This is a genomic window from Nocardia noduli, assembly GCF_019038455.1.
GTDB lineage: Bacteria > Actinomycetota > Actinomycetes > Mycobacteriales > Mycobacteriaceae > Nocardia > Nocardia noduli.
Genome location: NZ_JAFMPL010000026.1, coordinates 1 through 23,943, shown reverse-complemented (window position 1 = coordinate 23,943; position 23,943 = coordinate 1). Strand labels below are relative to the sequence as shown.

Below are 23,943 nucleotides of genomic sequence, written 5' to 3'. Positions count from 1 at the left end.
ATGAAGACCGGGTGACAGGTCGGGTCCGGCCGTCACGATTCGACAGTCGCCGCACCCGACATCGTCAACTGATTCATCGCGGCGTCGATATCGGCCTCCTCGCCGAATACCGCGAGCAGATGCGCTCGAGTGATGTCACCCTCGAACCCGGCGGTGAGCAGTGCCCCCACGTGCGCCGCACGCGGATCGTCGGGCCCCGCGCCGATGAGATCGCGAATCACCTGCTCGACGGAGTCGTCGTCCCAGATACCCGGCACCGCCTCGCCCAGGTCCGGACCGCCGGGCGACTCACCCCGGTACCACTGTTCGTCGGACCACCAGTAGCAGAAGGAGAGCAACCCACTGCCCGCGCGGGCGTTGAGGACCTGGTCGACCACCCACTCGGGCGCACCCGCGTATACCTTCGGCAGTTCGGCGCCGTCCTGATAGGCCGCGGCCAACGCGGGTGCGTCCCACACGCCACCGGACAGCACGGCGCGCCCCCTCGGCAGCAGATACAGGGTCGCCCCCGATCGCCGCGAGCCCTCGAACCAGCCGAACGACGGCATGATTCGCGGCCCCCACTCCGACCGCACCGCGACGAACGCCGCCGACATCACCGTCCAGCGCACCCACGTCGTCGGCAGATCCGGCAGGTCGACGTGCGACTCCACCGCCGCGACCCCCGCGGCGCGATCGGCTCTGGCCTGCTGGGCCGCGTACGTGGCCGGCCGCGTCTGCCTGCCGTCGTGGAACAGGTAGGCGGCCAACCACACCGGCAGCCGCTGACGCGGAAATTCCTCCAGATCGGCCAGATACGCCTCCGGCGCGAACAGCTGCTCGTCGGGGAACGGCTCGTCTCCGTAGTCGTAGTCGACCTCCAACTGCCCGTCGGCGTCGAGTCGCATGAACAGCCGCCACCAGGGACCGTCACCGAGCATCGCGGACACCCTGCGATGCTCGGCGGCGATTTCCAGAATGCCGTCGGGAACCGCGACCCTGAGTATTTGATCCTCGTCGCCGGCGTAGAGCACCTCGCCGCCGCCGAGCTCGACGGTCAGGGTGAACACCGCGGTCAGCTCCCGCCATCCCTGCGGGCCCATCTCCGCCAGTTCGTGCGCGATCCGCACCGCGAGCTCATGCCCCCGCTCCTCGGGAGTCTGTTCGAGGTCCGGCGACGGGATCTCACCGGCGACCTCGACCGCCACCTCGGGCTCAGTGCCGGTCACCTCCCCCGGCTCCGCCGACGCGGGCGTGCCCTCGGCCACCGGGACCGGCTCGACCGCGGGGATCGCGCCGAGCGGCGCGCCCAGCGTGAATCCGAGATCGGGCAGCCCGACGCCCGCGAGCGGTCCAGCGCCCGCAACCAGGGTCTTCTCATCGCGATCGCTCACAGGCCCTCGCCTCTCGAGTTCGTCGGCGCCGCAACGGAACCGGTCACCAACCGGAGTCGATGACCCGTCCCGCCGACGGTCCGGGATGTTCTTCCACATCGTCGTACTGCGCGTCGCCGCCCCCGGCGGACAGCGCGCGATCCGCCGAATTCGGCGGCGCCAGCGACGGTTCCGGCGCCTCGGGCACCCGCAGATCGGGCATATCCTCGATCAGGTCCGAGAGTTTCGGCAGACGAGCACGCCGTTCCTGTACCGGCGCCATCAGCGCGGTGTGCTGATCGGCGAGGTGTTTCGCCGCTTTCTGCGCCGCCTCGGTCACCGCCTTCGCGATCTCCGAATGGTTCAGATCCTCTATGCCCTGACCGAATTTCGTCTCGATCACGGTGCCGTCCGCGTTCACCGACACCGTCACGCGGTTCCGGCGCACCGAACCGGTGCCGACCAGAGCCGCACGCGCGCGCTGTATTCCGGCGATCGCGCGCATCTGATCCCTGGCCTCGTCGAGGATCGCGGCGAGGTCGGCCCTGGCATGCTCGTTGCTCATAGCTCACCGAGCATGCCGATGGCCGGGAAACCCCCGATGACCCTCACGTGAATGACTGATGGCGCCGACGCGACGCCGGACAGTCAGTCGTCCAGTTCGGCGAAATCGTCCATCCGCTCCAGAATCCGTTCGATCTCCATATCGACCCACTCGGCCAGCGCCGCACCCGACATTCCCACCGCCACCGGCGCCGCGTGATGCAACTCCATCACATAGCGTCCGTCGCCGGGAAGGTCGCGCCAGAGCCTGCCCGCGCGGGTGATGCCGCGCGGCCCGTACATCGACCGCCCCTGCACCACCTGCACCGATCCGGTCGCGTCGGATGCGATATTGAGGAACTTGGTACTCGCGGAACCACGAACGTCCTCGTCGTCGGAGACCATCGAGCCGAACCCGAAACCGGACCCGGTCGATCTACCACCGGGTTCGGGGAGATCGATCGAGAAGGGTCCCTGCGTGCCCGCGACAGCGGAGGGCATCAATGCCATGACGGCATCGCCCAGCCCCCGCGGATCACAGGTGGTGATCGTGTACGCCGCGGCGTGATCGATGGTTCGGCCCGGTTCCTGCACGGCCACGAACGCGCGCGAGCCTCGACGACCCGCGTGGACTCGCACCCATTTCTCCGGGTTGGCGAAATCCGCGTCCTCCCAGGACTGCGCGCCGACCACGACCGTCGGCCTGGAGAAGGTGTCGATCACCGTCTCGAGGTCACGGTCCATCCGGCGCATCAGGTCCGAGCGGGCGTCCTGGCAGGCCCGCACGTAGTCGTCCATCCACGGGATATCGCTGGTGAAGGTGAACACTCCCGGCATCTCACCGTCGAGGTGCAGATCGCACAGCACCTTGAATTCCAGATCGGTCAGTTTCCAGGTGCTCACCACATCACCCGCGTCACGGCTCGATCACCGGTTTCACCCGGAACGGTGTGTCACCCAAGGCTTCATCCATCCAATCGGTCGAGGTCAGGAATTTCGGTCGGCGGTGTCCGCCCGCGCCACCTGCCGCACCCGCACCGGCACCCGGCGATCCGGCCGCACCCGGGCTGCCGGGTTGGCCGTTGGTGCTGGCCGCGGTGGTCCCGTCGCTGCCGAACATGAAACCCTCGGCCGCGGGCAACGCGGCACTGCTGGCGAACAGGTTGGTGTGCCGTGGCTCGGCGAGCGCCTGAGCCGGTATTTCCCCGGCGCCGCCGAGTCCGCCGAGGTCGCCGCCGCCACCACCGCCACCACCACCTGCTCCGAGGCTCGGATCGAGCCCGGCCGCGAGGTCGGCCAGCCCGCCGAGACCCGGGATATTGCTGAGTTCGTTCAACTGACCGGCCAGCCCCTGCGCGACCGATGGGTCCAGCACACCGTTCAGGAACTGACCGAATGCCTCGAAACCGTCACCGATGGCCTGCCCCAGCTGCGAAAGCAGATCGGTGCCACCGTTGGCCAAGAGATCGAACAGTTTGCTCCCGTTCTCACCGAGCACACCTTCGATACCGCCGGCCTCGCCGATGGCGGGCAACAGCTCGCCGAGCGCGGCGGACTGTTCGGGACTCAACGTCGGCAGCAGATCACCGAGCGCCGAGGCCTGTTCCGGACTCAATGTCGGCAGCAGCTCGCTGAGTGAGCCGAGTGCCTCGGGACTGATATCCGACAGCAGTTCACCCAGCGCCGTCGTCTGTTCCGGCGTGAGTTGCGGCAGCAATTCACCGAGCGACTTGGCCTGTTCGGGAGTCAGACTCGGCAGCAAGTCGCCCAGCGCCTTGCCCTGCTCCTCGGTCAGGCCCGGAATCAATTGATCGAGGCTCGGCCCGCCCTCGCCGTCTCCGGTTCCGCCGTCGAGCCTGGACAGGAGATCCTGCAAAGGCGACTTCGTACCCTTGCCCGTTCCGGTGCCCGTCCCCGTGCCCGAACCTGTTCCGGTGCCCTTGCCCGTGCCCGTGCCTGTGCCGGAACCCGTGCCCGAGCCACCGAGCGAACCCGGCAACGCACCGCCCTGGGGGATGGGCATGTCGTCCGCGGACTCGTCTATCCCCGCGCCGCCGCCGTACTTGTCGATCAGATCATCGATGCTGGGAGCCTCTTGGCCGCTGCCGCCGCTGCCGGTACTACCGCCGCCCGTGCCGCCACCGGTTCCGCTGCCCGTACCGCCACCGGTTCCGCCGCCTGTACCGCCACCGGTCTCGCCGCCGCCTGTGCCGCCCCCCGTGCCGCCGCCGGAATCCCCTCCGCCGCCGAGCAATTCATCTAGATTCGGCAGATTGTTGCCGGTACCACCGCCATTGCCGTTGCCGCCGCCGGTATCTCCGTTCCCGCCGCCACCGTTCCCGCCTCCGTACCCACTACCGCTCCCGCTGCCGCTACCGCTTCCGTACCCACTACCGCCTCCGTACCCGCTACCGCTACCGCTACCGCTACCGCTCCCGCTTCCGTACCCGCTACCGCTTCCGTACCCGCTCCCGCTTCCGTACCCGCTCCCGCTTCCGTACCCACTTCCGCTCCCGCTGCCGCTTCCGCTTCCGCTTCCACTCCCGCTTCCACTTCCGCTACCACTGCCACCGCCATTACCATTTCCACCGGCCTGCTTACCAGGAATCTCGATGGTCGGGACAGCCGACTTCGTCTTGTTGATGCCCTCCACGTAATACTTCTTGAATCGGTCGCGATATTTTCCGGTCTGATCCTCGTTGCAGCCGCGCTTCTTCGGCGAGTTCGGACCGGGCATTTCATTCTTGGTGACCGTCAACCACTGACTGGTGTAGAGCAGGCTGTTGCCCATGACCTTGGTCGCCGCGACCAGATCGACAGTGCTGTTCTTGTACTTCTCCACCGCATTGGCAGCGGCCTCGGACGAGGCGCCTCGCCATGAACTCTTCAGATTCTGAATTTGCGTCGCATAGGTCTGCAAGTGAACTTGTATCTTGTCCCCGAGCCACAACCACTGGAAATGCATCTCATACGGCGGCGACGGAATGATCGATGCGCCGAAGCTCTGTAGATCTTCGAAGCTGAGGTTGTCCGCGTTCTCGACCGTCACCGTGACGGGGTCGGTCTTGCCGCCGTATCCCTGCACAGTTTCCGGGAAGGCCGGCATCGTGTAGGAAACATCGTTGTAGTAGCCGTCCCAGTTGCCGGTCCTGGCTGTGTCACCGATATCCAACTGGCCGTAGGAATAGTCATCTTCTCCCGACGTGGAGGTCACCGTCGGTTTACCGCCGTTGGGCGCGGGCGGCGTCAGATTCACGGTGACATCTCTGACTCTCGTCAGAGTATTGAAGTTGACCGTGTTGTTGTTCTCCGCGGCGGCGAACGCCTTGCCCGCGGCGACGAACGTGTCGTACTGGTCCTGCACGATATCCGAGTGCGTGACCAGCGAATCGTAGAGCGCCTGGCCGTGATCGGAGTACGCTCGCGCCAGCTCACGACTCGAGGCCAGGTTGCTGAACGCGCCCACGGAATGTAGACGCTGCTCGTAGACGATCGCCGCGAGACGATCCAGATCCGCGATCAACTGCGCGGCGGCCTTGGTGGCCGTGACGACATTCGCGACGTCGAATTGCAACAGCCCGTTGTTGGCGGATCCGAGAATCGGCGCCCATATCGACGGAGGCGGTCCCCCTGGGTTCGTCACAGCTCATGCTCCTGAATCATGTAGTTCACCGATAGCCTCACCGTTGCCGTCGCATCCCACCCGATACCGTCATCAGGCCTCGTCGGAGGCGATCATGAGATCGGCGGCCTGTCCCTGGCCATCGGCGAAGCCCTGCGCACCATTTCCCAGACCTTCCCCGCCTTCGAGGAGGGTATTCCGGGATGTCTTGTACCCGTTCGCCCCTTCGGAGAACTTCTTGCCGAAAGAGTCCTTACCCCAGGGGAAATTGGTGGCGTCGTCCTCGAGATCCAACGAAGTACGCAGGTTTCGGACCACCCCTTTGATCGCGGTAGCCGCTTCCAGGCTGATACCGGCGGCTCTTTTCAGCGCCACAGGGTCGATTTCGATACGATTCGGCGTAGTCATAGGATTTCGGCCTCACTATCAGTTCTATTGTGGTCTATTTCAACTCGAACGGTTTGTCCGGACCGTCGGTGGGAGCACCCGCACCGACAACCGCTCCCTTTTGCGGGAGTGGAACGGGTGCGGTTTTCGGCTTGATCACCGAATTCGGCGGCCGCCAATCACCCTGGTCCGCGAGATCGGTGGGCGCGGTGTAGGCGCCGGGGAAGACGAACGGCAACGGATACCACTTCGGCCTGGTCTTGGCTTTCATGTCCTTGCCCGCGCCGAACGAGGGTGCGTACTCCATGAATCGGCCGTGCGCGTTGTGCCCCCAGGTCGAATCCGAAGTCAGGCCGGATGCCTTGGGAGGCGGCGGATTGGTCAATTCGTCCTGACGCCGCTGTATGGCGTCCTGGTCTTCCTGGTTTCGCAGGTCGACCCGATCCTGATCTTCCTGGTTTCGCTGGTCGACCCGATCCTGATCCTCCTGCGCACGAGTATCCCTGCGCTGCTGATCGTCCTGTCCACGCTGGGTGGCCCGATCCCGATCCTCCTGCGCACGAGTATCCCTGCGCTGCTGATCCTCTCGCGTCCGCTGATCGTTGCGCTGCTGATCCTCCCGCGTCCGCTGATCGTTGCGCTGCTGATCCTGCTGTGCGCGCTGCGTCTGACGATCCTGCTGAACCTGCTGAACCTGCCGGTCCTCGTTCGTACGCTGATCAGCCCGCTGCTGATCCTGCTGCGCACGCTGATCAGTGTGCTGTCGATCCTCGTCCGCACGCCGATCCTGCTGGGCCTGCTGGGCCTGCCGATCATCGCCGGCCCGCTGATCAGCGCGCTGCTGATCCTCGTTCGCACGCTGATCGGTCCGCTGCCGATCCTCCCGCGCTCGCTGATCCTGACGATCCTGCTGCGCCTGCCGATCATCATTTGCCCGCTGATCGGTCCGCTGCTGATCCTCGTTCGCGCGCTGATCGGTCCGCTGCTGATCCTCGTTCGCGCGCTGATCGGTCCGCTGCTGATCCTCGCGTCCGCGCTGATCGGCCCGCTCCTGCCCGCGTCCGTCCGCGTCCTCTCGCGCGCGCTGATCAGCGCGCTGCTGATCCTCGTTCGCACGCTGATCGGTCCGCTGCTGATCCTCCCGCGCTCGCTGATCCTGACGATCCTGCTGCGCCTGCCGATCATCATTTGCCCGCTGATCAGCGCGCTGCTGATCCTCGTTCGCACGCTGATCGGTCCGCTGCTGATCCTCCCGCGTGCGCTGATCCTGACGATCCTGCTGCGCCTGCCGATCATCGTTAGTCCGCTGATCAGCGCGCTGCTGATCCTCGTTCGCACGCTGATCGGTCCGCTGCTGATCCTCCCGCGTGCGCTGATCCTGCTGATCCTGGCGAGCCTGCTGAGTCGTCCGATCCTCGTTCGTCCGCTGATCGGTCCGCTGCTGGTCCTCGTTCGCACGAGTATCGGTCCGCGTCTGATCCTCGGTCCGGCGATTGTCGGTCCGCGTCTGATCCTCGTTCGCACGAGTATCGGTCCGCGTCTGATCCTCGTTCGCACGAGTATCGGTCCGCGTCTGATCCTCGTTCGCACGAGTATCGGTCCGCGTCTCATCCTCGTTCGCACGATTGTCGATCCGCTGCTGATCCTCGTTCGCGCGCTGAGTCCGGACCGCCGGATCGCGGTCCGCGCCATTGGGCGTGGGCGTCGCGTTACCGTCGCCGAAGAGATTACGAACCCTGTTCACACCGAAACTGGTGGTCTTCTCCTTGTGCCAGACATTGAATCGCAGTTGATCGCCCGTGGGCGGCGTCCACTTGTTCGAAAGTCCTCGGGCACCACCGACGATCGCGCCACGTGCGATGGCACCGGTCCACCCCTGGGGTGAGGCCAGCGAACTCAGGTCACCGGTAACCGTGGCCGCCCCGAGGTTGCTGAACACATTGCCGACCGCACCCGTGGCCGCGCCGATCACCGCGCCGTGCAGGAACATCCCGCCTCGAAACGGGACATTGTTCAAAGCTGTGCCGAAGCCGGGGTTCTTACTCCACGGCACATGGCGATCCACTTTCGGGAAGATGAATTTGTCCGAACCGCGACCGAGCACCCGTCCGAATTCACGTGATGGAATTGTCGCGAACATCGAACCCACCACCGACGCGCCGAACTCCTTCTCGTTGAAGTGCCGACGTTTGCCCTGCCCCATCTGCCCCACCTGGATGGACGCGTTGATGGCAGCCGCGGTGATGGCGGATTCCGTGATCTTGATCGTGTAGACCGATATGCCTTTGGCCGAGGGAACCTTGTATTTCCACCCCGGACTCTTGATCTTCGACTTCCAATCGAGAATCCAGTACCGCGATGTACGGGTACCGGGAGCAATGCCGTTGGCACCTATCTTGGCCGCGTTGATCTCGGCTTTGGTCGCGAAGCCCATCTTCGCGACGTGCTTCTCGATGAATCCCTGCACCGTATCTTCGAGAACCCGCAGAAAGGAACGAGTCGTCGTGATGGCGGCCGCCTCCGCCGCGGGAGCCGTGGGGGGAAACATCCAGGCCCAGATGATCTCCAGCAGCAACCACACCAGTGACACGATGATATTGAGTTTCGCCGCCTGGATCTCGGTGCCCATATCGAACGACGTCTCGTACAACTTCATGTACAAATCGGCCAACGCCTTGATCGACTGCTCCCCCACCAGGAACTTGTCGAACATCTCGCCGATCTGAGCGGCGCCCGCCCCGTCCGTATACGCCGCCATCGACGCGGATTTGGCCGACTCCATCGTGCCGACCACTTTGGCGAGCTCTTTACTCGCCGTCTCCCACGCCCTCGCGACATCCCACATGCGATCCTCGTCGCCGTCGGGCCAGGTCGTACCGGCGATCCAGCCCAGCCAACGAAGATTCTCGGGTAGATAGAGGGTCATCGGGAATCAGCTCAGTCGTCGGAGATCATCGAGCGCGACACCGTTCCGTCGAACACACCCACTGCGCGCGAATCGAATTCGCGCATACTCGTCGGCGGCGGCGGAGCGACCGGCATCCGGGCACCGAGATCGGGAGCGCCCTCGATGATGTCGGAGAGCTTCGGCAGCTGCGACTTTCGCTCGCGCAGCGGAGCCAGGAGTTCCTGGCTGAGCCTGTCGACCTCTTGCGCGGCTTTCTGCACCGCCTCGGTCATCCCCTCGGCGATCTCGTCGAAGGTGAGGTCGGCGATGTCATCGGCGAAGACGGTCTGGATCAGCAAACCATCGGCGTTGACGGTCACCGTGATTCGCGCTTCGCAGGTACTGGCGGTCGCGGTCAGCTTCGATCTCTTCAGCTGGACCTCGGCGATGCCACGCATCTGCTCGTCGAGCCCTTCCAACATCGTCATCATGTCCGCATGCAGACGCTCGTTGACCATCGCACCTCCCGGCCTCGTTGATCAAGAACACCGCACAACGGTGAATCAGCGATGGCGGGCAAGGAAATTCGGCGGAACCAGGAGCCGATATCCCGACCTTCGCCCTGCATGATCCGAGTACGACGGGTATGTGAGATGTCATCATGTCGCTACACTCCGTTCCATCCGGTGGTGCGGCGAAGTCATCGATGACGATCAGACTCCCGAACCGTAATCCAGAACCCTTCCATGAGATTGAGCACGAATGCGCGTAGACGGTCGGATATTCATCGAGGCGACCGCGGTGGTCATTCCCGACGAGCGCCAACACATCGATCACGCACTCACCCGAGGTTTCGTCAGCGCGAAAGCGGCAGCGAAATCAGAGATTTCGGATATCTCGGTGGCGTCGAACGGACAGACCGCCGAGGAACTCGCGCTCATCGCGGGCCACGAGGTGCTGCGATCGGCCGATATCGCACCCGTCGATATCGACTTCCTCGCACACGCTTCGATCGCTCACGGCCTCGACGATTGGACCATCGCGCCGCGGCTGTCGCGGCTGCTCGGCGCCAATCGCGCGGTGTCCATGGGAGTCAGGCAGATGAGCAACGGCGGCGCCATGGCCGTGCAGGTCGCCATCGCGCAGATGATCGCCGAAACCCGTTTCGAGCACGGTCTCGTTCTCACCGGTGACGTAGCGGGACAGGACGCGTCGTGGCGCTGGCAACTCCACATGGGCGCGGCCCTCGCCGACTCGGCGACCGCTCTCCTGCTCTCGCGCGCCACGGGCGCGCTCTCGGTGCGGTCGGTCGCCTCGTGCGGCGCACCGCAGGAGGAGGCCTGGTACCACGAACGGGCGACGCTGGGAGAGGCCGCCGCCACCAAGCCGAATGTGTTCCGACTACGTAAAGCCACGCGCGCCGCCGTGCAGAACGCCTGCGCCGACGCGGATATCGAGTTCGGCGATCCCCGGCTGACCGTCACCGTGCTGCCGCGACTCACCCCGGCGTTCTGCGAGAGCGCCTTCCACGAAGTCCTGCCCGATACCGAGGTCGTCAACCTGTCCGGCGAGACGGGACATCTGTTCGCCGGAGACCTCACGGCGAACCTGAACTATCTGTGCACCAAGAGATCACTCGCCCCGGGCGAGTACGCGTTGGTGATCAATGTCGGAGTCGGGCTCACCGCCACCGCGATCGTGGTGCGGGGAGAAGAGTGAGCCGACCCGACAACTACTCCGGGCGCAGCGTCAGGATGCGCGGGCCGTCCTCGGTGACCGCGACCGTGTGCTCCCAATGCGCGGCACGGGTGCCGTCGGTGGTGACCACGGTCCAGTCGTCATCGAGAACTTTCGTCTGGGTGGTCCCGAGCGTCAGCATGGGCTCGATGGCCAGCACCGAACCCACCACGAGTTTCGGCCCCTTGCCCGGAGCGCCCTCGTTCGGCAGGAACGGGTCCATGTGCATCTCGCGACCGATCGCGTGACCGCCGTACCCGTCGACGATGCCGTAGGCGCGGCCGTGCTTCTCCTCGGCCGCGCGGGTGCCGAGTTCGATGGCGTGTGAGATATCGGTGAGCCGGTTGCCGGGCAGCATGGCCGCGATACCCGCCTCCATCGACAGTCTCGTGGCCTCGCTCAGCAGTTCATCGGCGTCGATCATATTGCCGACACCGAATGTCCACGCCGAATCGCCGTGCCAGCCCTCGAGGATCGCACCGCAATCGATCGAGACCAGATCGCCTTCGGTGAGGATCTCTCCCGAGGTCGGGATGCCGTGCACCACGCGGTCGTTGACCGACGCGCAGATCGACGCGGGGAATCCGTGGTAGCCCTTGAAGGAGGGCACGGCGCCCGCGTCACGGATCACCTGCTCGGCGACCTCGTCCAGGGCGAGGGTGGAAACCCCCGGGACCGCTGCCGCCCGCACGGCGACGAGCGCGCGTCCGACGACCGCGCCCGCCGCGGCCATCGCGTCCAGCTCACCCGCGGTGCGGAACGGCACCACTTTCTTGTTCTTGCTCCGACCGAAGACCATCGCGGATCAGCGCTCCCGTTTCCGGGGCATCCCCCAGGTTCGGCACACTCGGAAGACTCGGGACACTACTGTCCCAAGGCACGCAACGCGCGCGCGTTGACGTCATCGACCTCGCCGATACCGTCGACGGTGACGACCAGGCCGTCGTAATGCTGGAGCAGCGGCTCGGTCTCCTCGCGATACACCCGGAGCCGGTTACGGATCACGTCCTCGTTGTCATCGGCGCGGCCACGCGCGAGCATCCGCTCGACCACGGTGTCCTCGGCGACGACGAAGCACAGGACGGCGTCCAGCTTCTTGTCCATATCGCCGAGGATCTTCTCCAGGGCCTCGGCCTGGTCGATGGTGCGCGGGTAACCGTCGAGCACGAAACCGTTGACGGCGTCCGGCTCGGCGACCCGGGACTCGACCATACGGTTGGTGACGTCGCTCGGAACCAGATCTCCGGCATCCATGTACTTCTGCGCTTCGCGACCCAGCGGCGTCTGCTGGCTGATATTCGCGCGGAACAGATCCCCGGTGGAGATGTGCGGGACGCCCAGCTTCTCGGACAGCAGGACGGCCTGGGTGCCCTTGCCCGCGCCCGGCGGACCTAGCAATACAACTCTCACTTGAGGAACCCTTCGTAATTTCGATTCATCAGCTGGCTCTCGATCTGCTTCACCGTGTCGAGACCGACGCTCACCATGATGAGGACCGCGGTGCCGCCGAACGGAAGGTTCTGAGCGCCGCCGGACGAGCCGATATCGAGGAACAGGTTGGGCAGCACTGCCACGAGACCGAGGTAGATCGAGCCGGGCAGGGTGATGCGGCTCAGGACGAAATTCAGGTAGTCGGCCGTCGGCCTTCCCGGACGGTATCCGGGAATGAAGCCACCGAACTTCTTCATCTCATCCGCGCGTTCCTCCGGGTTGAAGGTGATCGCGACGTAGAAGTAGGTGAAGAACACGATCAAACCGAAGTAGATCGCGATATAGACCGGGTTGCCCGGGTTCACCAAGTATTTCTGGATGATCTCCTGCCACCAACTCGGGTCCGTCGCGTTCTGCGAACCTGTCAGCTGAGCGACCAGGTTCGGCAGATACAACAGCGAGGACGCGAAGATCACGGGGATGACGCCCGCCTGGTTGACCTTCAACGGCAGATAGGTCGAGGACCCGCCGTACATCTTCCGGCCGACCACCCGTTTGGCGTATTGGACCGGAATGCGGCGTTGACCCTGTTCGACGAAGATCACCGCGGCGATGATGAGGAAGGCCGCCACACAGACCAGGCCGAAGACCAGGCCGCCGCGGCTGTCGAGGATGTTCTTGCCCTCGGTCGGAATCCTGGCCGCGATACCGGCGAAGATCAGCAGCGACATACCGTTGCCGACGCCGCGTTCGGTGATCTGTTCGCCGAACCACATGACCAGGGCGGCGCCCGCGGTCATGACGAGCACGATGATGATCATGCCGAAAATGCTGGTGTCGGCGAGGATGTCCTGCTGACAGCCCTGGAGCAACTGGCCGCGCGCCGCGAGCGCGACGAGACCTGTCGCCTGGAGGATCGCCAACGCGACCGAGAGATAACGCGTGTACTGCGTCATCTTGTTCTGACCGGATTGGCCTTCCTTGCGCAGGTCCTCGAACCGCGGGATGACGACGGTCAGCAGCTGAATGATGATGCTGGCGGTGATGTAGGGCATGATGCCGATCGCGAAGACCGACAATTGCAGCAGCGCACCACCGGAGAACAGGTTGATGAGCTGGTAGATGCCCTGGGAATCACCACCGGAGACCAGCTCGATACATTCCTGCACCGCCTTGTAGTCCACACCCGGTGAAGGCAGCGCGGCACCCATGCGGTACAACGCGATCAACCCCAGCGTGAAGAGAATCTTCCGCCGTAAGTCCGGAGTCCGGAAGGCCGATACGAAGGCGGAAAGCACAGATCCTCCTGGCGCGAACGACATGGTCATGACATGGATATTTCAGCGATGTCCAACTCTGGAGAAGCCGAAAACCATGACGTGGCTTGGCAGACAACAATTGAACTCTAACAGCGGCACCGGACGAGCTTTCACCCGTCCGGTGCCCACTACGTTGAGAGTACCGTCAGCCCAGCTCGGTGACAGTGCCACCGGCAGCGGTGATCTTCTCTTTGGCTGCGCCGGTCACCTTGTCGACGGTCACCTGGACCGCGACGCCGATCTCGCCGTCGCCCAGGACCTTGACCAGGCGGTTCTTGCGAACCGCTCCGGCCGCGACCAGCTCGGCCTTGCCGATCTCGCCACCCTCGGGGAACAGCTCGGCGATCGAGCCGATATTCACGACCTGGTACTCGGTACGGAACCGGTTCGTGAAGCCCTTGAGCTTGGGCAGCCGCATGTGCAGCGGCATCTGCCCACCCTCGAAGGCGGCCGGGACGTTCTTGCGAGCCTTGGTGCCCTTGGTACCGCGGCCCGCGGTCTTGCCCTTGGAACCTTCACCGCGACCGACACGGGTCTTCTCGGTCTTGGATCCGGGAGCAGGACGCAGATGATGCAACTTGATGGTCATGTCAGACCTCCTCAACTGTCACGAGGTGGCGCACGACGTTGATCAGGCCGCGGTTCTGAGGGTTGTCCTCACGAACCACGGTCTGACGGATCTTCCGCAGGCCGAGCGTACGAAGGCTCTCCCGCTGGTTCACCTTGGCGCCGATCGACGACTTGATCTGGGTCACCTTGAGATCTGCCATTTACCTGGCACCTCCCACTGCCTGAGAGCGCGCGCGCAGCATGCCCGCGGGGGCGACGTCCTCGAGGGGCAGGCCACGGCGGGCCGCGACCTCTTCGGGACGCTGCAGCATCTTGAGTGCCGCAACCGTCGCGTGCACGACGTTGATGGCGTTGTCGCTACCGAGCGACTTCGCCAGAATGTCATGGATGCCAGCGCATTCCAGCACGGCGCGAGCCGCACCACCGGCGATCACACCGGTACCGGGCGAAGCCGGACGCAGCATGACCACACCGGCCGCCGCCTCACCCTGAACCGGGTGGACGATGGTCGAGCCGATCATCGGAACGCGGAAGAAGCCCTTGCGAGCCTCCTCGACACCCTTCTGGATGGCCGCGGGAACTTCCTTGGCCTTGCCGTAGCCGACGCCGACCAGACCGTTGCCGTCACCGACGATCACGAGGGCGGTGAAGCTGAAGCGACGACCACCCTTCACGACCTTGGAGACACGGTTGATCGCGACGACGCGCTCGAGCTGGTTCTTGTCGGTCTGCTGGTCGCGACGGTCGCCGCCACCACGCCGATCGCGGCCACCGCCGCGGCCGTCGCGGTTGTCGCCGCCACCGGCGGCACCAGCCTGCTGTCCGGCGGGTCCGTTGCCGCCGTCACGCCTCTGACGTCCCGGCATCAGACGTTCCTTCCGTAAATGTTTGCAGTCATCAGAACTTCAACCCACCTTCGCGAGCGGCATCGGCCAGCGCCGCGATGCGGCCGTGGTAGTCGTGACCACCACGGTCGAACACGACGGCGTCGATGCCTGCGGCCTTGGCACGCGCGGCCAGCAGTTCGCCGACCTTCTTGCCCTTGGCCGACTTGTCGCCGTCCAGGGCACGCACATCGGCCTCGATGGACGACGCGGCGGCGATGGTCTTGCCGATCGAGTCGTCGATGAGCTGTGCGTGCAGATGACGCGAAGAGCGGTTGACCACCAGGCGCGGACGCTCGGTGGTGCCGACGACCTTCTTGCGCAGACGGAAGTGACGGCGGGTCTTCGACAGACGACGTGTCGTGGACACGTCCTTGCCACGCGGCTTGCGCTTGGCGATCTGGTTTTCGGTTTGCGCCATGATCACTTACCCGTCTTTCCGACCTTGCGGCGAACGACCTCGCCGGCGTAGCGGATGCCCTTGCCCTTGTACGGGTCGGGCTTACGCAGTCCGTGGATGACAGCGGAGATCTGACCGACCGCCTGCTTGTCGATTCCGGACACGGAGAATTTGGTGGGCGACTCCACCGCGAAGGTGATGCCCGCCGGGGCTTCGATCGGCACCGGGTGGCTGTAGCCGAGGGCGAACTCGAGGTTCGAGCCCTTGGCCTGCACGCGGTAACCGACTCCGAAGATTTCCATCTTCTTCTCGTAGCCCTTGGTGACGCCCTCGACCATGTTGGACACCAGGGTCCTGGTCAGGCCGTGCAGCGAGCGGTTCTGACGATCATCGTTCGGGCGAACGACCTCGAGCTGGCCGTCCTCACCCTTGGCGATGGTGATCGGTTCGGCGACGGTGAGCGACAGGGTGCCCTTGGGCCCCTTCACCGACACGTTCTGGCCGTCGATGTTCACCTCGACGCCTGCGGGAACTGTGATGGGCTTCTTGCCAATGCGCGACATTTGTCCTGACCTCCCTTACCAGACGTAGGCGAGGACTTCGCCGCCCACGCCCTGCTTGGCCGCCTGACGATCTGTGAGCAGACCGGTCGACGTGGAAATGATCGCCACGCCGAGGCCGCCGAGGACCTTGGGCAGGTTGGTGGACTTCGCGTACACACGCAGACCGGGCTTCGACACGCGGCGCAGGCCCTGAAGGCTGCGCTCACGGCTGGGGCCGTACTTGAGGTCGACGATGAGGGCCTTGCCCACCTCGGCGTCCTCGGTCCGGTAATCGGCGATGTAACCCTCGCGCTTGAGAATCTCGGCGATATTCACCTTGATCTTCGAATGCGGAGCCTTCACCTGATCGTGGTACGCCGAGTTGGCGTTGCGCAGACGCGTCAAGAAGTCTGCGATCGGATCAGTCATGGTCATGGTTAGACCTCGACACCTTTCTCGCCGCGGTTCCCATACAACACCGACCTGCGCGAGGCAGACGGCCGTGGGCCTGCAGCAATGGGGCTGGTCCGGCCGACACTTGCCGACCGGATGAGTTCTCGTAACGAGCTCTCGGCACCCGGGCAATCCCCACGCCGCTCCGATGACGCCGACTTGGGCCGACACCGAGGGCATGCGGACACAGAGGTGCCCAGGCAACCGCTCAAGTGTAGACAAACCCCAGTTCACCTCAAAATCCGGCCCGTGCTCGACTACTGCCGTCTCCGCGGGGAGTCCACGGACCACCCCTCCCGGCCTCCCGATCAGTCGCACGATGCTTGCGCTGTGGAGTCGATGTCAACTGAGGAGCAGGGCCGAGAAACCCCCGCCGATCACGAGACCGCCGACGATCAGCGCCGTCGACGCGAGAGCGAATCGGGGAACGGAGTACCGCAGGTATACCCCGAGCGCGACGGGCGGTGCGATGGGCAGAAGCCAGATATCGACGCCGAACGGCAGGTCGGTATCGAGAGTGATCTCCACTTGGAGGACGACCATGAGCGCGAGCCAGTACAGGAATCCACCGGCGACGATTCCCGCGGCGATCTGCGCGACGGCTTCGACGGCGCGGGCAAGCGGGGATCGACCGGTGGGCCGCACGGTAGGTTCGTCGCCCATTTCACTCGGGGCCATTGAAGAAGACGAGGCTGTTCTTGCCGGTATTCGTCGACGCGTCGGGTAAGCCGTTCATCGATACCTTCCTGGCGTTGCGCGCGATGCTGACGCATTCGCGGACGATACCTTCGGTGTCGTCGTCGTGACGAAGCCCGACCGCGATTCCGGTTTCGTTGTTGTACAGGTCCATTCGTTGCGAGGCCTCGCTGTACTGAGGGTCGTCGGGTGCGGCGGGAGAATCCGTCTCGTGCGCGTCTGCCATGTCACGAGCGAATCTTTCGGTACCCCACGCCGTCATCATCGCCATCCAGATGCAATGTCTGCACGCGTCTCGGCGATCGTCCACGCCGTTGTAGCCCTCACCGGTCGGGAAGTACTTCTCGGATTCGCTCCATGGAACATCCTGCGCTCCGCGACGTTTGGAATTTCCGCAATCGATCGGATGCGAGGCGCAAGCTCGTGTCTCGTTCGGCCCCGTGCCGGTACCGGGATAGTCCTGGCGCTGATCGACGGCACGAATACCGGAAAAAGCGTCCTCGATCGACTTTCGCGCTGTTTCGTCGTCGTCGGCCAGTTGAGCCAGCGCCTTCTGAACACTCGCGGTGTGGGTACCCGCGCTTTGCTGAAGCAACGCGAGCCCCGAGGCCGCCGTCTCGGCGTCGGAGACATTTGCTAACAGGACCTGTTGGGATTGCGGGGAAACAGTACAGGTGCCGTCGTCGGCGACGTCGTAGCCACTGGAACGCGCAGCCTCGACAGCCGTCTCCACCGCGGTTCGGGAGCCCTGCAGAGTGCTCACCGCATCGCGGGCCGCGGTCGAGCCGTTCTCGAGTGCCTGTTGGAGAACAGTACCGCCCTCGTACAGGGGCAGAAAAGCGGTTCTCAACCCACTCCCCGAGGCGCCCTTCCAGAAATCCCGAGAACCTTCGACCGAATTGTTCTGGGTCTGGATCGTTCGCGCGATGGCCTGGGATTGCGACTTCCAGAGATCGGATTGCAGACCCAACGCATCGAGATCGAGAGACTGCGCCGCCGATACCGTAAACGACATCTTCTCATCGGATTTCATTCCAGATCCCCCATCAGCTGCCGCATATCCTGTGACTGTTTCGCGTCGTGCGATGTCAGCGTGTCGATCACGGTGCGGACGTTGTCGCTCAGACTCAGCAGATCCAGACCGAGATCCAGGCTGACGTTTCCGACCGCCGCACCCGCGGCAATACACGCTTGCGCCACGCTCATCCCGTGCACGCCGGACAGGATGTCTGCGGGATCGCGGCCGGCGAGGATCATCGATTGGAATTCCTGGAAACCGGATGTGAGGGATTTCTCCAATCCGGCAACCGATGTCGGATCGAACAGGAATTCGCCGTTCTCCCCGGATTCCACGTCAAACCCTCCGACGATTCGTCGCCAGGACCCCGACGAGCGCATCGGCCACGTGCCGACGTTGCACTCTGCTGTTCATTCGCCCTCCCGGTACAGTCGCGCCCTCACCGGTGTTGGACGCAATACCGCCCAGGAGGTTCCCCTCATCTTCAGTGACGGTCATCACAGAGGCTTATCCTGCTGTTCCCGCCCCGAGCCACACCGCGACCGAGGCGATCAGCGCCACGTGCCCAGATCCCAGTCGTCCCAACGATCGAAGATCGGATCGAGAACGTCGTCGAGGAATTCCGGCGACAGCGAATCGAGCCATCCCGACACCGGCGTAGCGTCACCCACCTCCGACGCCCGCGTCGTTCGCCCTGCGGGCGACCGCTGATGGTCTATATCGGTCACCGAAGGGAGACAGTCATCTGTCGGCTCGTTCGCGCGCGTGGCCGCGACGCTTCGAGGGGTTCTGCGGGGCGGAACCGGCTCGGGCGTGGCGGTGAAGTAGCGGTCGTCATCATTACCGCGTGCGTCGAATGGCTCGATGACACCGCTCAGCGACATCTCCTGTGGTCCAGGGATATCCGTGGGCAAGTCGGAGTCATCGCTGACGGCGGGGTCGCTCGTTCCGGGTACGGCATCGTCGCCGCGGTCGACGGGAAGCGCATCCTCGCGGGGTGATTCCTCGCGACCCGGATCCTCTATCGCCTCCCGCACCGCGTCACCCGCTCGCCGCAACGCGGTCTTGTGCAATTCCACGACGACGTCGGCCAATCCACGCGCTGACAGCCTTGCCGCCGCATCACCCACGTCGATCGCGTACAGCGCCCCGTTCGCGCCGACCGTGACGGTGACCGCGCCATCGGAGGACGAAGCCGTCCCCTTCGCTCGAACCACGGCCGTCTGAAGCCGCTCGATTCGATCCGTCTCCGAATTTCGATCACCCATGCCACCCCCGAACTTCCGGCTCAGCCTAACTGCTCGAGAAGCGACATCATCGAGGAAGAGAATGGCCATCGGCAAGGCGATTCGCCGCCGAGTGTGTTCGGCGCGTGGGCTCGGCACCAATCTGCTCAATCCGAAAGTCGGCGTCTTCTATGTGGCGATGCTGCCGCAGTTCCTGCCCGACGGTGTGCCACCGCTGCTGATGGGTTGCGCGCTCGCGGTGGTGCACAACATCGAGGGCATGCTGTGGTTCACCGCGTTAATCACCGTCGCGGAGCTGGCGCGGACCTGGTTGAGTCGAGATTCGGTACGGCGTGCGATGGACGCGGTGACCGGAGTGGTCCTGGTCGGGTTCGGCGTGAAACTGGCATCCAGTCACCGGTGAGACCGGCGATCGAGACCGACCCCGGTGCTCGCAGTTCCGGACCGGTGGACGGGTCTCACGAAAATCAGTGGCGGCAATCGGTGTCTGTCGAGAATGGTTGCGCCCGTGGTGAGCAGCGATGTTTGGGACGCCGCGACGGCCGAACGCTACGACCGGGATTCGGCTTTCATGTTCGCGCCCGAAGTGCTCGATCCGGCGGTGCGGTTCCTGGCGGACACGGCGGGCGACGGTCCGGCGTTGGAGTTCGCCATCGGCACGGGTCGGGTCGCGATTCCGCTGATCGAGCGGGGTATCGATGTGAGCGGAATCGAACTTTCCGCGCCGATGGTCGACCGACTCCACAGGAAGCGCCCCGACGTACCGGTGGTCGTGGACGACATGACATCGAGTCGGGTGCCGGGCGAGTTCTCACTGGTGTACCTGGTGTGGAACAGCATCGGCAACCTGCGAACGCAAGCCGAGCAGGTCGAGTGCTTTCGCAATGCCGCACGGCATCTCGCGCCGGGTGGTCGATTCGTCATCGAACTGTGGGTTCCCGGCATTCGGCGATTTCCGCCGGGTCAGGCGGCCGTGCCGTTCCACGTAGGGCGCGATCACACCGGATTCGACACCTACGACCTCAGCACCCAGCAGGGCACGTCGCATCACTACCGGCACCACTCCGACGGCACAGTCACGTACGGGTTCAGCAACTTTCGATATATCTGGCCTGCGGAATGCGATCTGATGGCCCAGTTGGCCGGGATGTCGTTGGAACTGCGTAGCGCGGACTGGCTCGGCAGCCCTTTCACCAACGACAGCGAAAGTCACGTGTCGGTCTGGCGTAAACCGGCGAGATAGAGGGTTCGCCGACCGATGCACTGCAACGGAGCACGTTGTGGCTGTGCGACGCCGAGGTCACGTCCGCTGCCACGAATGCCCGAAACTGTGTGCGGACTTCGCAACCATCCAGGCAAGACGACACCCGGACGTTCGAGCAGGACTTCAACTCGCGATCACAGCAACCTCGAATTCGTGGCGCACTCGAATCGCACCTCACGAACCGTAACCTATAGGGCAACCCATTGGCACTCGACCCCACCCTCACGGACGGCCTCGATCCGTTCCACCTGCGCCTTCTTTCCGGAGTTCGGAAGTTCTTGACAGTTACCCGACTTCACATCGGATTCCACGTTCCCACAATGCACTCCGTGCCAGGCGCTCCGAATTTCGAACTCCAGCGGCCCGCGTGCAAACCCTCGACCTTCGGTATCGGACCGTGACCTTTCACCCACGCGAATCCGTTAGGATCGCAACAGTTACCGACTGGCGTCGGTGACCGGGGAGGAAATTCGATGACCAGCCGGTGGTATCCGCATCTCTACAGCATTCGATCCATCGCTGTGCGCGATCCGCTGTGGGCACTACTCGCCGGGACGACAATCCGTGAGCTACAGCCGATTCGGCACATCACCCGCTGAGCGCATCACCCCTCTTCGAGGCCGTATATCTCGCAGCGAGCTCCGCGCTCGCCGCGCCACATGCCTCTGAATTCGCCCTGCGATAACCACGCTCACCCCACAGTCCGTTCGACGTCGGAATCGTCGAGCGGGCTGCTCAGTGCGCGTATCTCACCATCCACCGAAAACCCGAGGAATCCAGCACAAATGAGTATGAAGAAGTATGCCGCCACCGCCCTGCTCGCCATCGCGGCGCTCGGCATCACCGACGGAACCGCCTCCGCCGCACCGGATCTGGCCGACACGGCACCGCACGTCGCGCAGGGAACAGATCAAGGCGTCGGCTTCACCTTCCAAGGAGGTAAGCGCACCACACTGGACGCGACGCTGACCGGCGGCTCCTTCCGTCAGGCACAGGACGCCGTGGAAATCGTCGCGGGCGACGGCACGGTGGTGGCGACACTGCCCCTCGCGGTCTCCGTGGAAGACCAGGTCGTCACCCTCGCTCCCCACATCTCCGCGGACGGAACGACCATGGTCGCGGACGTGTCCGCCCAGGACGTCGGCTACTGGCGCAAGACCTCCCCGCGTCAGCGCAGTATCGAGGCAGGCGCGGGCATCGGAGCCGCGTTCGGCACCATCGCGGGCTTGTTCGTCGGCATGGCGCTCGGCGTCGCCACCGCGGGCATGCTGCTGCCCATCACCCTTCCGGTAGGTCTCATCGCGGGCATGATCGGCGGTATGGCGCTCGGGGCCGCCGCGGGCGCGTCGATTCCCAACTCCGATATCCCCGACCAGTGGCACTACGAACTGGAATGCCGCAGCTCCGGCAATTACCGTTTCTGCTGGTAGTAGGCACGATTCGTCTCGCGAGGGCACGGAGTTCATCGGGCTCCGCGCCCTCGGAGACAGGCCGACCTGCCGGATGTCGGTTCGCGTCGTCGGCACGACACACCCCGACTTGGTCTGACAAGGCCAGGTATCGACCCGCGAGAATGCGAAATCGGTGACCGAGCCACCCGAGTGGACATCTGGCAGGGTTCGCTCCGACATCGGGGTCACAACCTGCTCGACCAGCGTCGTCGACAATGCTCCGGAGTGCCACGCCGTCGCCCCGGATTGTTCAGCATCGTGGGATGACCGTGCGCCGAGCCAGCGATCCGAATGGCGCCGATGAGCATGATTTCCGGAACAGGCCAGACCGCTCGTCAGCTGCTCTACACGACACCGACGGTCGATGTCGGTAGTGGCTGCGGCGCAGCGGTTCTCGGCATGGAACGACGCAACTCCGATGCTCACACAACCATTCGCCGCCGAGGCCGCACCGGCTCGAACGGACAGACTGTCTCCGAGGGAACTCGGCGACCTGGCGTGGTCGGCAGAATTGGACGTCGATGACCGCGCCGAAGCGGTGGCGGATACGCTTCCAGGACCGTATTGCGGCCGGCGGACCCCCTACTCTGCTCGCCGCACTCCGGTGTCGGAAATGGAGAGGTGATCACCTTGGATGCGTCCCGATGCGTCGTACTGGTCCCGACCACCGGAGACCTCGGGCTCGAGTTCTCTCGCACGCTGAACGAACTGGAGAGGCGCGGCTATACGGTGCGCTGCGTTGCCGGTTTTGCCGCGATAGATCAGGGCCGCAGTCAAATCGCGACCGACGCGCTGCGCGACGGCTTCGATGCCTTGATGTGGATCGACTCGGATATCGGTTTCGATCCCGATTCGGTGGACCGACTGCGCGAACACGACCTGCCGCTGGTATGCGGAATCTATCCGAAGAAAGGTCTCCGTGAACTCGCCTGCCATCTACTGCCAGGCACAGAACACGTGCTGTTCGGCGCGGGGGGCGGTCTGATGAATATCAGGTACGCGGCGGCCGGTTTCCTCTATACGCACCGCACCGTCTACGAGACGATGAGCGAACACGAGAAACTGCCGGTCTGCAACGAACACTTCGGCCGCGCCACAGTGCCGTACTTCTTGCCGATGATCGTGTCCGACGGCGAGAACCCTTGGTACCTGGGCGAAGACTATGCCTTCTGCGAGCGCGCACGTCGCAGCGGCTTCGAGATCGTCGCCGATACGGGATTCCGACTCGGCCATATCGGGCGGTACACCTACAGCTGGGAAGACGCCGGGTCGAACTTCCCACGCTATGCCGACTACAAATTCACCGTCGAGCAATGACGACCGAGTAGAACGCACGACGCTGACCGGCGGCTCCTTCCGTCGGGCACAGATCGTCGCGGGCGCGGCGATCCCCAACTCCGAAATCCGCGATAAGTGGCGGTACGAGCTGGGGTGCCGCGCGCCGCATCGCACTGTCTAGCATCGTGGGATGACCGAGCGCCGAGCCGGCGATCTGAACGACGCCGATGAGCACGAGTTCTCGAACAGGGCAGACCGCTCGTCGACGGCTGTACGCGACACTGACGGATCGATGTCGGTAACGGCAGCGGCGCAGCGGTTCTCGGCATTGGACGGCGCGACACCGATGCCCGCACAACTATTCGCCGCCGAGGCCGTGTCGGCTCGAACGGACACGCTGTCTCGGATGGAGCTCGGCGACCTGGCGTGGTTGGCAGAATTGGACGTCGATGACCGCGCCGAAGCGGTGGCTGAGATCCGAGATGCCCTCGCTATGGCGATGAACTCGAAAGATTCGGCCCCGCTGCGAAACATGCTCCACGCGTGGGCCGCTACGGCGACCGTTATGCGCGATCCTCTCCGTCGCGCGGTGCATACCCACCGCGCTGACGACAGCGATTTCGTCGATGTCGAGATCCCACGACGGGGCGGCGATGTCCGACCATGATCCGTGCCAGGATCTCGGGTGGAACGACGGGACGCGGTGATCGGGTGGAACCGATCATGGCCAGCGTGCGTCTAATTAATTATTGGCAGAGTTGCTGTCGTGTCCGACCAGGTAGGAGTGCTGTGCGTAGCGTTGTGGTGATACGGGCTGTGGTCTGCGGTGCGGTCGCGGCGGCGGCTCTCGCCGGGTGCGGGG

The 23,943-nt window shown here is 64.4% G+C and carries 27 protein-coding genes and 1 pseudogene; 8 read left to right on the top strand and 20 right to left on the bottom strand.

Going from position 1 to position 23,943, the window contains the following annotated elements:
- Positions 1–32: 32 nt before the first annotated feature.
- From JZ792_RS16940 to JZ792_RS16920, 5 genes are all read right to left on the bottom strand, one after another.
- Positions 33–1,373, bottom strand: a complete 1,341-nt coding sequence (locus tag JZ792_RS16940; protein WP_216911432.1) for an antitoxin YezG family protein — start codon at positions 1,371–1,373, stop codon at positions 33–35.
- 43 nt (positions 1,374–1,416) lie between these two features.
- Positions 1,417–1,917, bottom strand: coding sequence for a YbaB/EbfC family nucleoid-associated protein (locus tag JZ792_RS16935; protein ID WP_216911431.1), 501 nt, complete (start codon positions 1,915–1,917; stop codon positions 1,417–1,419).
- An 83-nt stretch (positions 1,918–2,000) separates the two neighbouring features.
- Entirely contained in the window at positions 2,001–2,798 is a 798-nt protein-coding gene (locus tag JZ792_RS16930) for an ESX secretion-associated protein EspG (RefSeq protein WP_216911430.1), read from the bottom strand.
- Between the two features lie 13 nt (positions 2,799–2,811).
- Positions 2,812–5,538, bottom strand: a complete 2,727-nt coding sequence (locus JZ792_RS16925) for a magnesium and cobalt transport protein CorA (protein WP_216911429.1) — start codon at positions 5,536–5,538, stop codon at positions 2,812–2,814.
- Between the two features lie 72 nt (positions 5,539–5,610).
- Entirely contained in the window at positions 5,611–5,892 is a 282-nt protein-coding gene (locus tag JZ792_RS16920; protein WP_216911428.1) for a hypothetical protein, read from the bottom strand.
- 133 nt (positions 5,893–6,025) lie between these two features.
- Here JZ792_RS16920 and JZ792_RS16915 point away from each other — a divergent pair, with 133 nt between their 5' ends.
- Positions 6,026–7,789 (top strand): hypothetical protein, encoded by a 1,764-nt coding sequence (locus tag JZ792_RS16915; protein ID WP_216911427.1) that lies wholly within the window; start codon positions 6,026–6,028, stop codon positions 7,787–7,789.
- 672 nt (positions 7,790–8,461) lie between these two features.
- On the opposite strand, the pseudogene JZ792_RS43630 reads toward JZ792_RS16915, so the two are convergent.
- Both JZ792_RS43630 and JZ792_RS16905 read right to left on the bottom strand, forming a co-directional pair.
- Positions 8,462–8,830, bottom strand: a pseudogene (locus JZ792_RS43630) (WXG100-like domain-containing protein); the annotation flags it as partial.
- An 11-nt stretch (positions 8,831–8,841) separates the two neighbouring features.
- Positions 8,842–9,309 carry a YbaB/EbfC family nucleoid-associated protein gene (locus tag JZ792_RS16905; protein ID WP_216911425.1) on the bottom strand — a complete coding sequence of 156 codons (468 nt, stop codon included), beginning with the start codon at positions 9,307–9,309 and terminating at the stop codon, positions 8,842–8,844.
- A gap of 244 nt (positions 9,310–9,553) precedes the next feature.
- On the opposite strand from JZ792_RS16905, the gene JZ792_RS16900 reads away from it, so the two are divergent.
- Entirely contained in the window at positions 9,554–10,510 is a 957-nt protein-coding gene (locus JZ792_RS16900; protein ID WP_216911424.1) for a beta-ketoacyl-[acyl-carrier-protein] synthase family protein, read from the top strand.
- Between the two features lie 13 nt (positions 10,511–10,523).
- Here the strand turns inward: JZ792_RS16900 and map are convergent, their stop codons facing one another.
- The 13 genes from map to JZ792_RS16835 form a co-directional block, all read right to left on the bottom strand.
- Positions 10,524–11,327: a type I methionyl aminopeptidase gene (map, locus tag JZ792_RS16895; RefSeq protein ID WP_216911423.1), complete on the bottom strand. Its 804-nt coding sequence runs from the start codon at positions 11,325–11,327 to the stop codon at positions 10,524–10,526.
- 65 nt (positions 11,328–11,392) lie between these two features.
- Positions 11,393–11,938 carry an adenylate kinase gene (locus JZ792_RS16890; RefSeq protein ID WP_109525430.1) on the bottom strand — a complete coding sequence of 182 codons (546 nt, stop codon included), beginning with the start codon at positions 11,936–11,938 and terminating at the stop codon, positions 11,393–11,395.
- A complete protein-coding gene (gene secY, locus JZ792_RS16885; protein WP_109525429.1) occupies positions 11,935–13,257 on the bottom strand; it encodes a preprotein translocase subunit SecY in 1,323 nt (440 codons plus the stop codon). Before secY ends, JZ792_RS16890 begins: the two co-directional genes overlap by 4 nt.
- A 166-nt stretch (positions 13,258–13,423) precedes the next feature.
- Positions 13,424–13,867, bottom strand: a complete 444-nt coding sequence (gene rplO / locus JZ792_RS16880) for a 50S ribosomal protein L15 (protein ID WP_216911422.1) — start codon at positions 13,865–13,867, stop codon at positions 13,424–13,426.
- Between the two features lies 1 nt (position 13,868).
- Positions 13,869–14,048: a 50S ribosomal protein L30 gene (gene rpmD / locus JZ792_RS16875; protein WP_216911421.1), complete on the bottom strand. Its 180-nt coding sequence runs from the start codon at positions 14,046–14,048 to the stop codon at positions 13,869–13,871.
- Positions 14,049–14,714: a 30S ribosomal protein S5 gene (rpsE, locus tag JZ792_RS16870; protein WP_109525426.1), complete on the bottom strand. Its 666-nt coding sequence runs from the start codon at positions 14,712–14,714 to the stop codon at positions 14,049–14,051.
- A 31-nt stretch (positions 14,715–14,745) separates the two neighbouring features.
- The gene (gene rplR / locus JZ792_RS16865) at positions 14,746–15,153 is read right to left on the bottom strand and encodes a 50S ribosomal protein L18 (protein ID WP_109525425.1); all 408 of its coding nucleotides are present in this window, start codon (positions 15,151–15,153) and stop codon (positions 14,746–14,748) included.
- Between the two features lie 2 nt (positions 15,154–15,155).
- Positions 15,156–15,695, bottom strand: coding sequence for a 50S ribosomal protein L6 (rplF, locus tag JZ792_RS16860; RefSeq protein WP_216911420.1), 540 nt, complete (start codon positions 15,693–15,695; stop codon positions 15,156–15,158).
- Between the two features lie 15 nt (positions 15,696–15,710).
- Positions 15,711–16,109: a 30S ribosomal protein S8 gene (rpsH, locus tag JZ792_RS16855; RefSeq protein WP_216911419.1), complete on the bottom strand. Its 399-nt coding sequence runs from the start codon at positions 16,107–16,109 to the stop codon at positions 15,711–15,713.
- A 360-nt stretch (positions 16,110–16,469) separates the two neighbouring features.
- Complete coding sequence (locus JZ792_RS16850; protein WP_216911418.1) at positions 16,470–16,790, bottom strand: hypothetical protein; 321 nt, start codon at positions 16,788–16,790, stop codon at positions 16,470–16,472.
- 1 nt (position 16,791) lies between these two features.
- Positions 16,792–17,856, bottom strand: a complete 1,065-nt coding sequence (locus tag JZ792_RS16845) for a DUF6973 domain-containing protein (RefSeq protein WP_216911417.1) — start codon at positions 17,854–17,856, stop codon at positions 16,792–16,794.
- Positions 17,853–18,176, bottom strand: a complete 324-nt coding sequence (locus JZ792_RS16840; protein ID WP_216911416.1) for a hypothetical protein — start codon at positions 18,174–18,176, stop codon at positions 17,853–17,855. Before JZ792_RS16840 ends, JZ792_RS16845 begins: the two co-directional genes overlap by 4 nt.
- A 216-nt stretch (positions 18,177–18,392) precedes the next feature.
- Positions 18,393–19,109, bottom strand: coding sequence for a YbaB/EbfC family nucleoid-associated protein (locus JZ792_RS16835; RefSeq protein WP_254189936.1), 717 nt, complete (start codon positions 19,107–19,109; stop codon positions 18,393–18,395).
- Between JZ792_RS16835 and JZ792_RS16830 the strand changes: the two genes are divergently transcribed.
- From JZ792_RS16830 to JZ792_RS16810, 6 genes are all read left to right on the top strand, one after another.
- Complete coding sequence (locus JZ792_RS16830; RefSeq protein ID WP_368858157.1) at positions 19,108–19,491, top strand: LysE family translocator; 384 nt, start codon at positions 19,108–19,110, stop codon at positions 19,489–19,491. The two genes, JZ792_RS16835 and JZ792_RS16830, sit on opposite strands and share 2 nt — an antisense overlap.
- Positions 19,492–19,599: 108 nt before the next feature.
- Positions 19,600–20,331, top strand: coding sequence for a class I SAM-dependent DNA methyltransferase (locus tag JZ792_RS16825; RefSeq protein WP_216911413.1), 732 nt, complete (start codon positions 19,600–19,602; stop codon positions 20,329–20,331).
- A gap of 494 nt (positions 20,332–20,825) precedes the next feature.
- On the top strand, positions 20,826–20,951 hold the full coding sequence (locus tag JZ792_RS42670) for a hypothetical protein (protein ID WP_256461436.1): 126 nt from the start codon (positions 20,826–20,828) through the stop codon (positions 20,949–20,951).
- A 186-nt stretch (positions 20,952–21,137) separates the two neighbouring features.
- Positions 21,138–21,782: a DUF8020 domain-containing protein gene (locus tag JZ792_RS16820; protein ID WP_216911412.1), complete on the top strand. Its 645-nt coding sequence runs from the start codon at positions 21,138–21,140 to the stop codon at positions 21,780–21,782.
- A gap of 642 nt (positions 21,783–22,424) precedes the next feature.
- On the top strand, positions 22,425–23,120 hold the full coding sequence (locus JZ792_RS16815) for a hypothetical protein (protein WP_308165329.1): 696 nt from the start codon (positions 22,425–22,427) through the stop codon (positions 23,118–23,120).
- A 151-nt stretch (positions 23,121–23,271) separates the two neighbouring features.
- Positions 23,272–23,748: a hypothetical protein gene (locus JZ792_RS16810; RefSeq protein WP_216911411.1), complete on the top strand. Its 477-nt coding sequence runs from the start codon at positions 23,272–23,274 to the stop codon at positions 23,746–23,748.
- Positions 23,749–23,943 lie beyond the last annotated feature (195 nt).

What these genes read in the sequence shown, in the direction of transcription:
- JZ792_RS16935 (WP_216911431.1), bottom strand. Translation starts at nt 1,917, where the DNA reads ATGAGCAACGAGCATGCCAGGGCCGACCTCGCCGCGATCCTCGACGAG.
- JZ792_RS16905 (WP_216911425.1), bottom strand. Translation starts at nt 9,309, where the DNA reads ATGGTCAACGAGCGTCTGCATGCGGACATGATGACGATGTTGGAAGGG.
- JZ792_RS16900 (WP_216911424.1), top strand. Translation starts at nt 9,554, where the DNA reads ATGCGCGTAGACGGTCGGATATTCATCGAGGCGACCGCGGTGGTCATT.
- map (WP_216911423.1), bottom strand. Translation starts at nt 11,327, where the DNA reads ATGGTCTTCGGTCGGAGCAAGAACAAGAAAGTGGTGCCGTTCCGCACC.
- rplO (WP_216911422.1), bottom strand. Translation starts at nt 13,867, where the DNA reads ATGACCATCAAGTTGCATCATCTGCGTCCTGCTCCCGGATCCAAGACC.
- rpmD (WP_216911421.1), bottom strand. Translation starts at nt 14,048, where the DNA reads ATGGCAGATCTCAAGGTGACCCAGATCAAGTCGTCGATCGGCGCCAAG.
- rpsE (WP_109525426.1), bottom strand. Translation starts at nt 14,714, where the DNA reads ATGCCGGGACGTCAGAGGCGTGACGGCGGCAACGGACCCGCCGGACAG.
- rplR (WP_109525425.1), bottom strand. Translation starts at nt 15,153, where the DNA reads ATGGCGCAAACCGAAAACCAGATCGCCAAGCGCAAGCCGCGTGGCAAG.
- rplF (WP_216911420.1), bottom strand. Translation starts at nt 15,695, where the DNA reads ATGTCGCGCATTGGCAAGAAGCCCATCACAGTTCCCGCAGGCGTCGAG.
- rpsH (WP_216911419.1), bottom strand. Translation starts at nt 16,109, where the DNA reads ATGACCATGACTGATCCGATCGCAGACTTCTTGACGCGTCTGCGCAAC.
- JZ792_RS16850 (WP_216911418.1), bottom strand. Translation starts at nt 16,790, where the DNA reads ATGGGCGACGAACCTACCGTGCGGCCCACCGGTCGATCCCCGCTTGCC.
- JZ792_RS16845 (WP_216911417.1), bottom strand. Translation starts at nt 17,856, where the DNA reads ATGAAATCCGATGAGAAGATGTCGTTTACGGTATCGGCGGCGCAGTCT.
- JZ792_RS16830 (WP_368858157.1), top strand. Translation starts at nt 19,108, where the DNA reads ATGCCACCCCCGAACTTCCGGCTCAGCCTAACTGCTCGAGAAGCGACA.
- JZ792_RS16835 (WP_254189936.1), bottom strand. Translation starts at nt 19,109, where the DNA reads ATGGGTGATCGAAATTCGGAGACGGATCGAATCGAGCGGCTTCAGACG.
- JZ792_RS42670 (WP_256461436.1), top strand. Translation starts at nt 20,826, where the DNA reads ATGACCAGCCGGTGGTATCCGCATCTCTACAGCATTCGATCCATCGCT.
- JZ792_RS16820 (WP_216911412.1), top strand. Translation starts at nt 21,138, where the DNA reads ATGAGTATGAAGAAGTATGCCGCCACCGCCCTGCTCGCCATCGCGGCG.
- JZ792_RS16810 (WP_216911411.1), top strand. Translation starts at nt 23,272, where the DNA reads ATGACCGAGCGCCGAGCCGGCGATCTGAACGACGCCGATGAGCACGAG.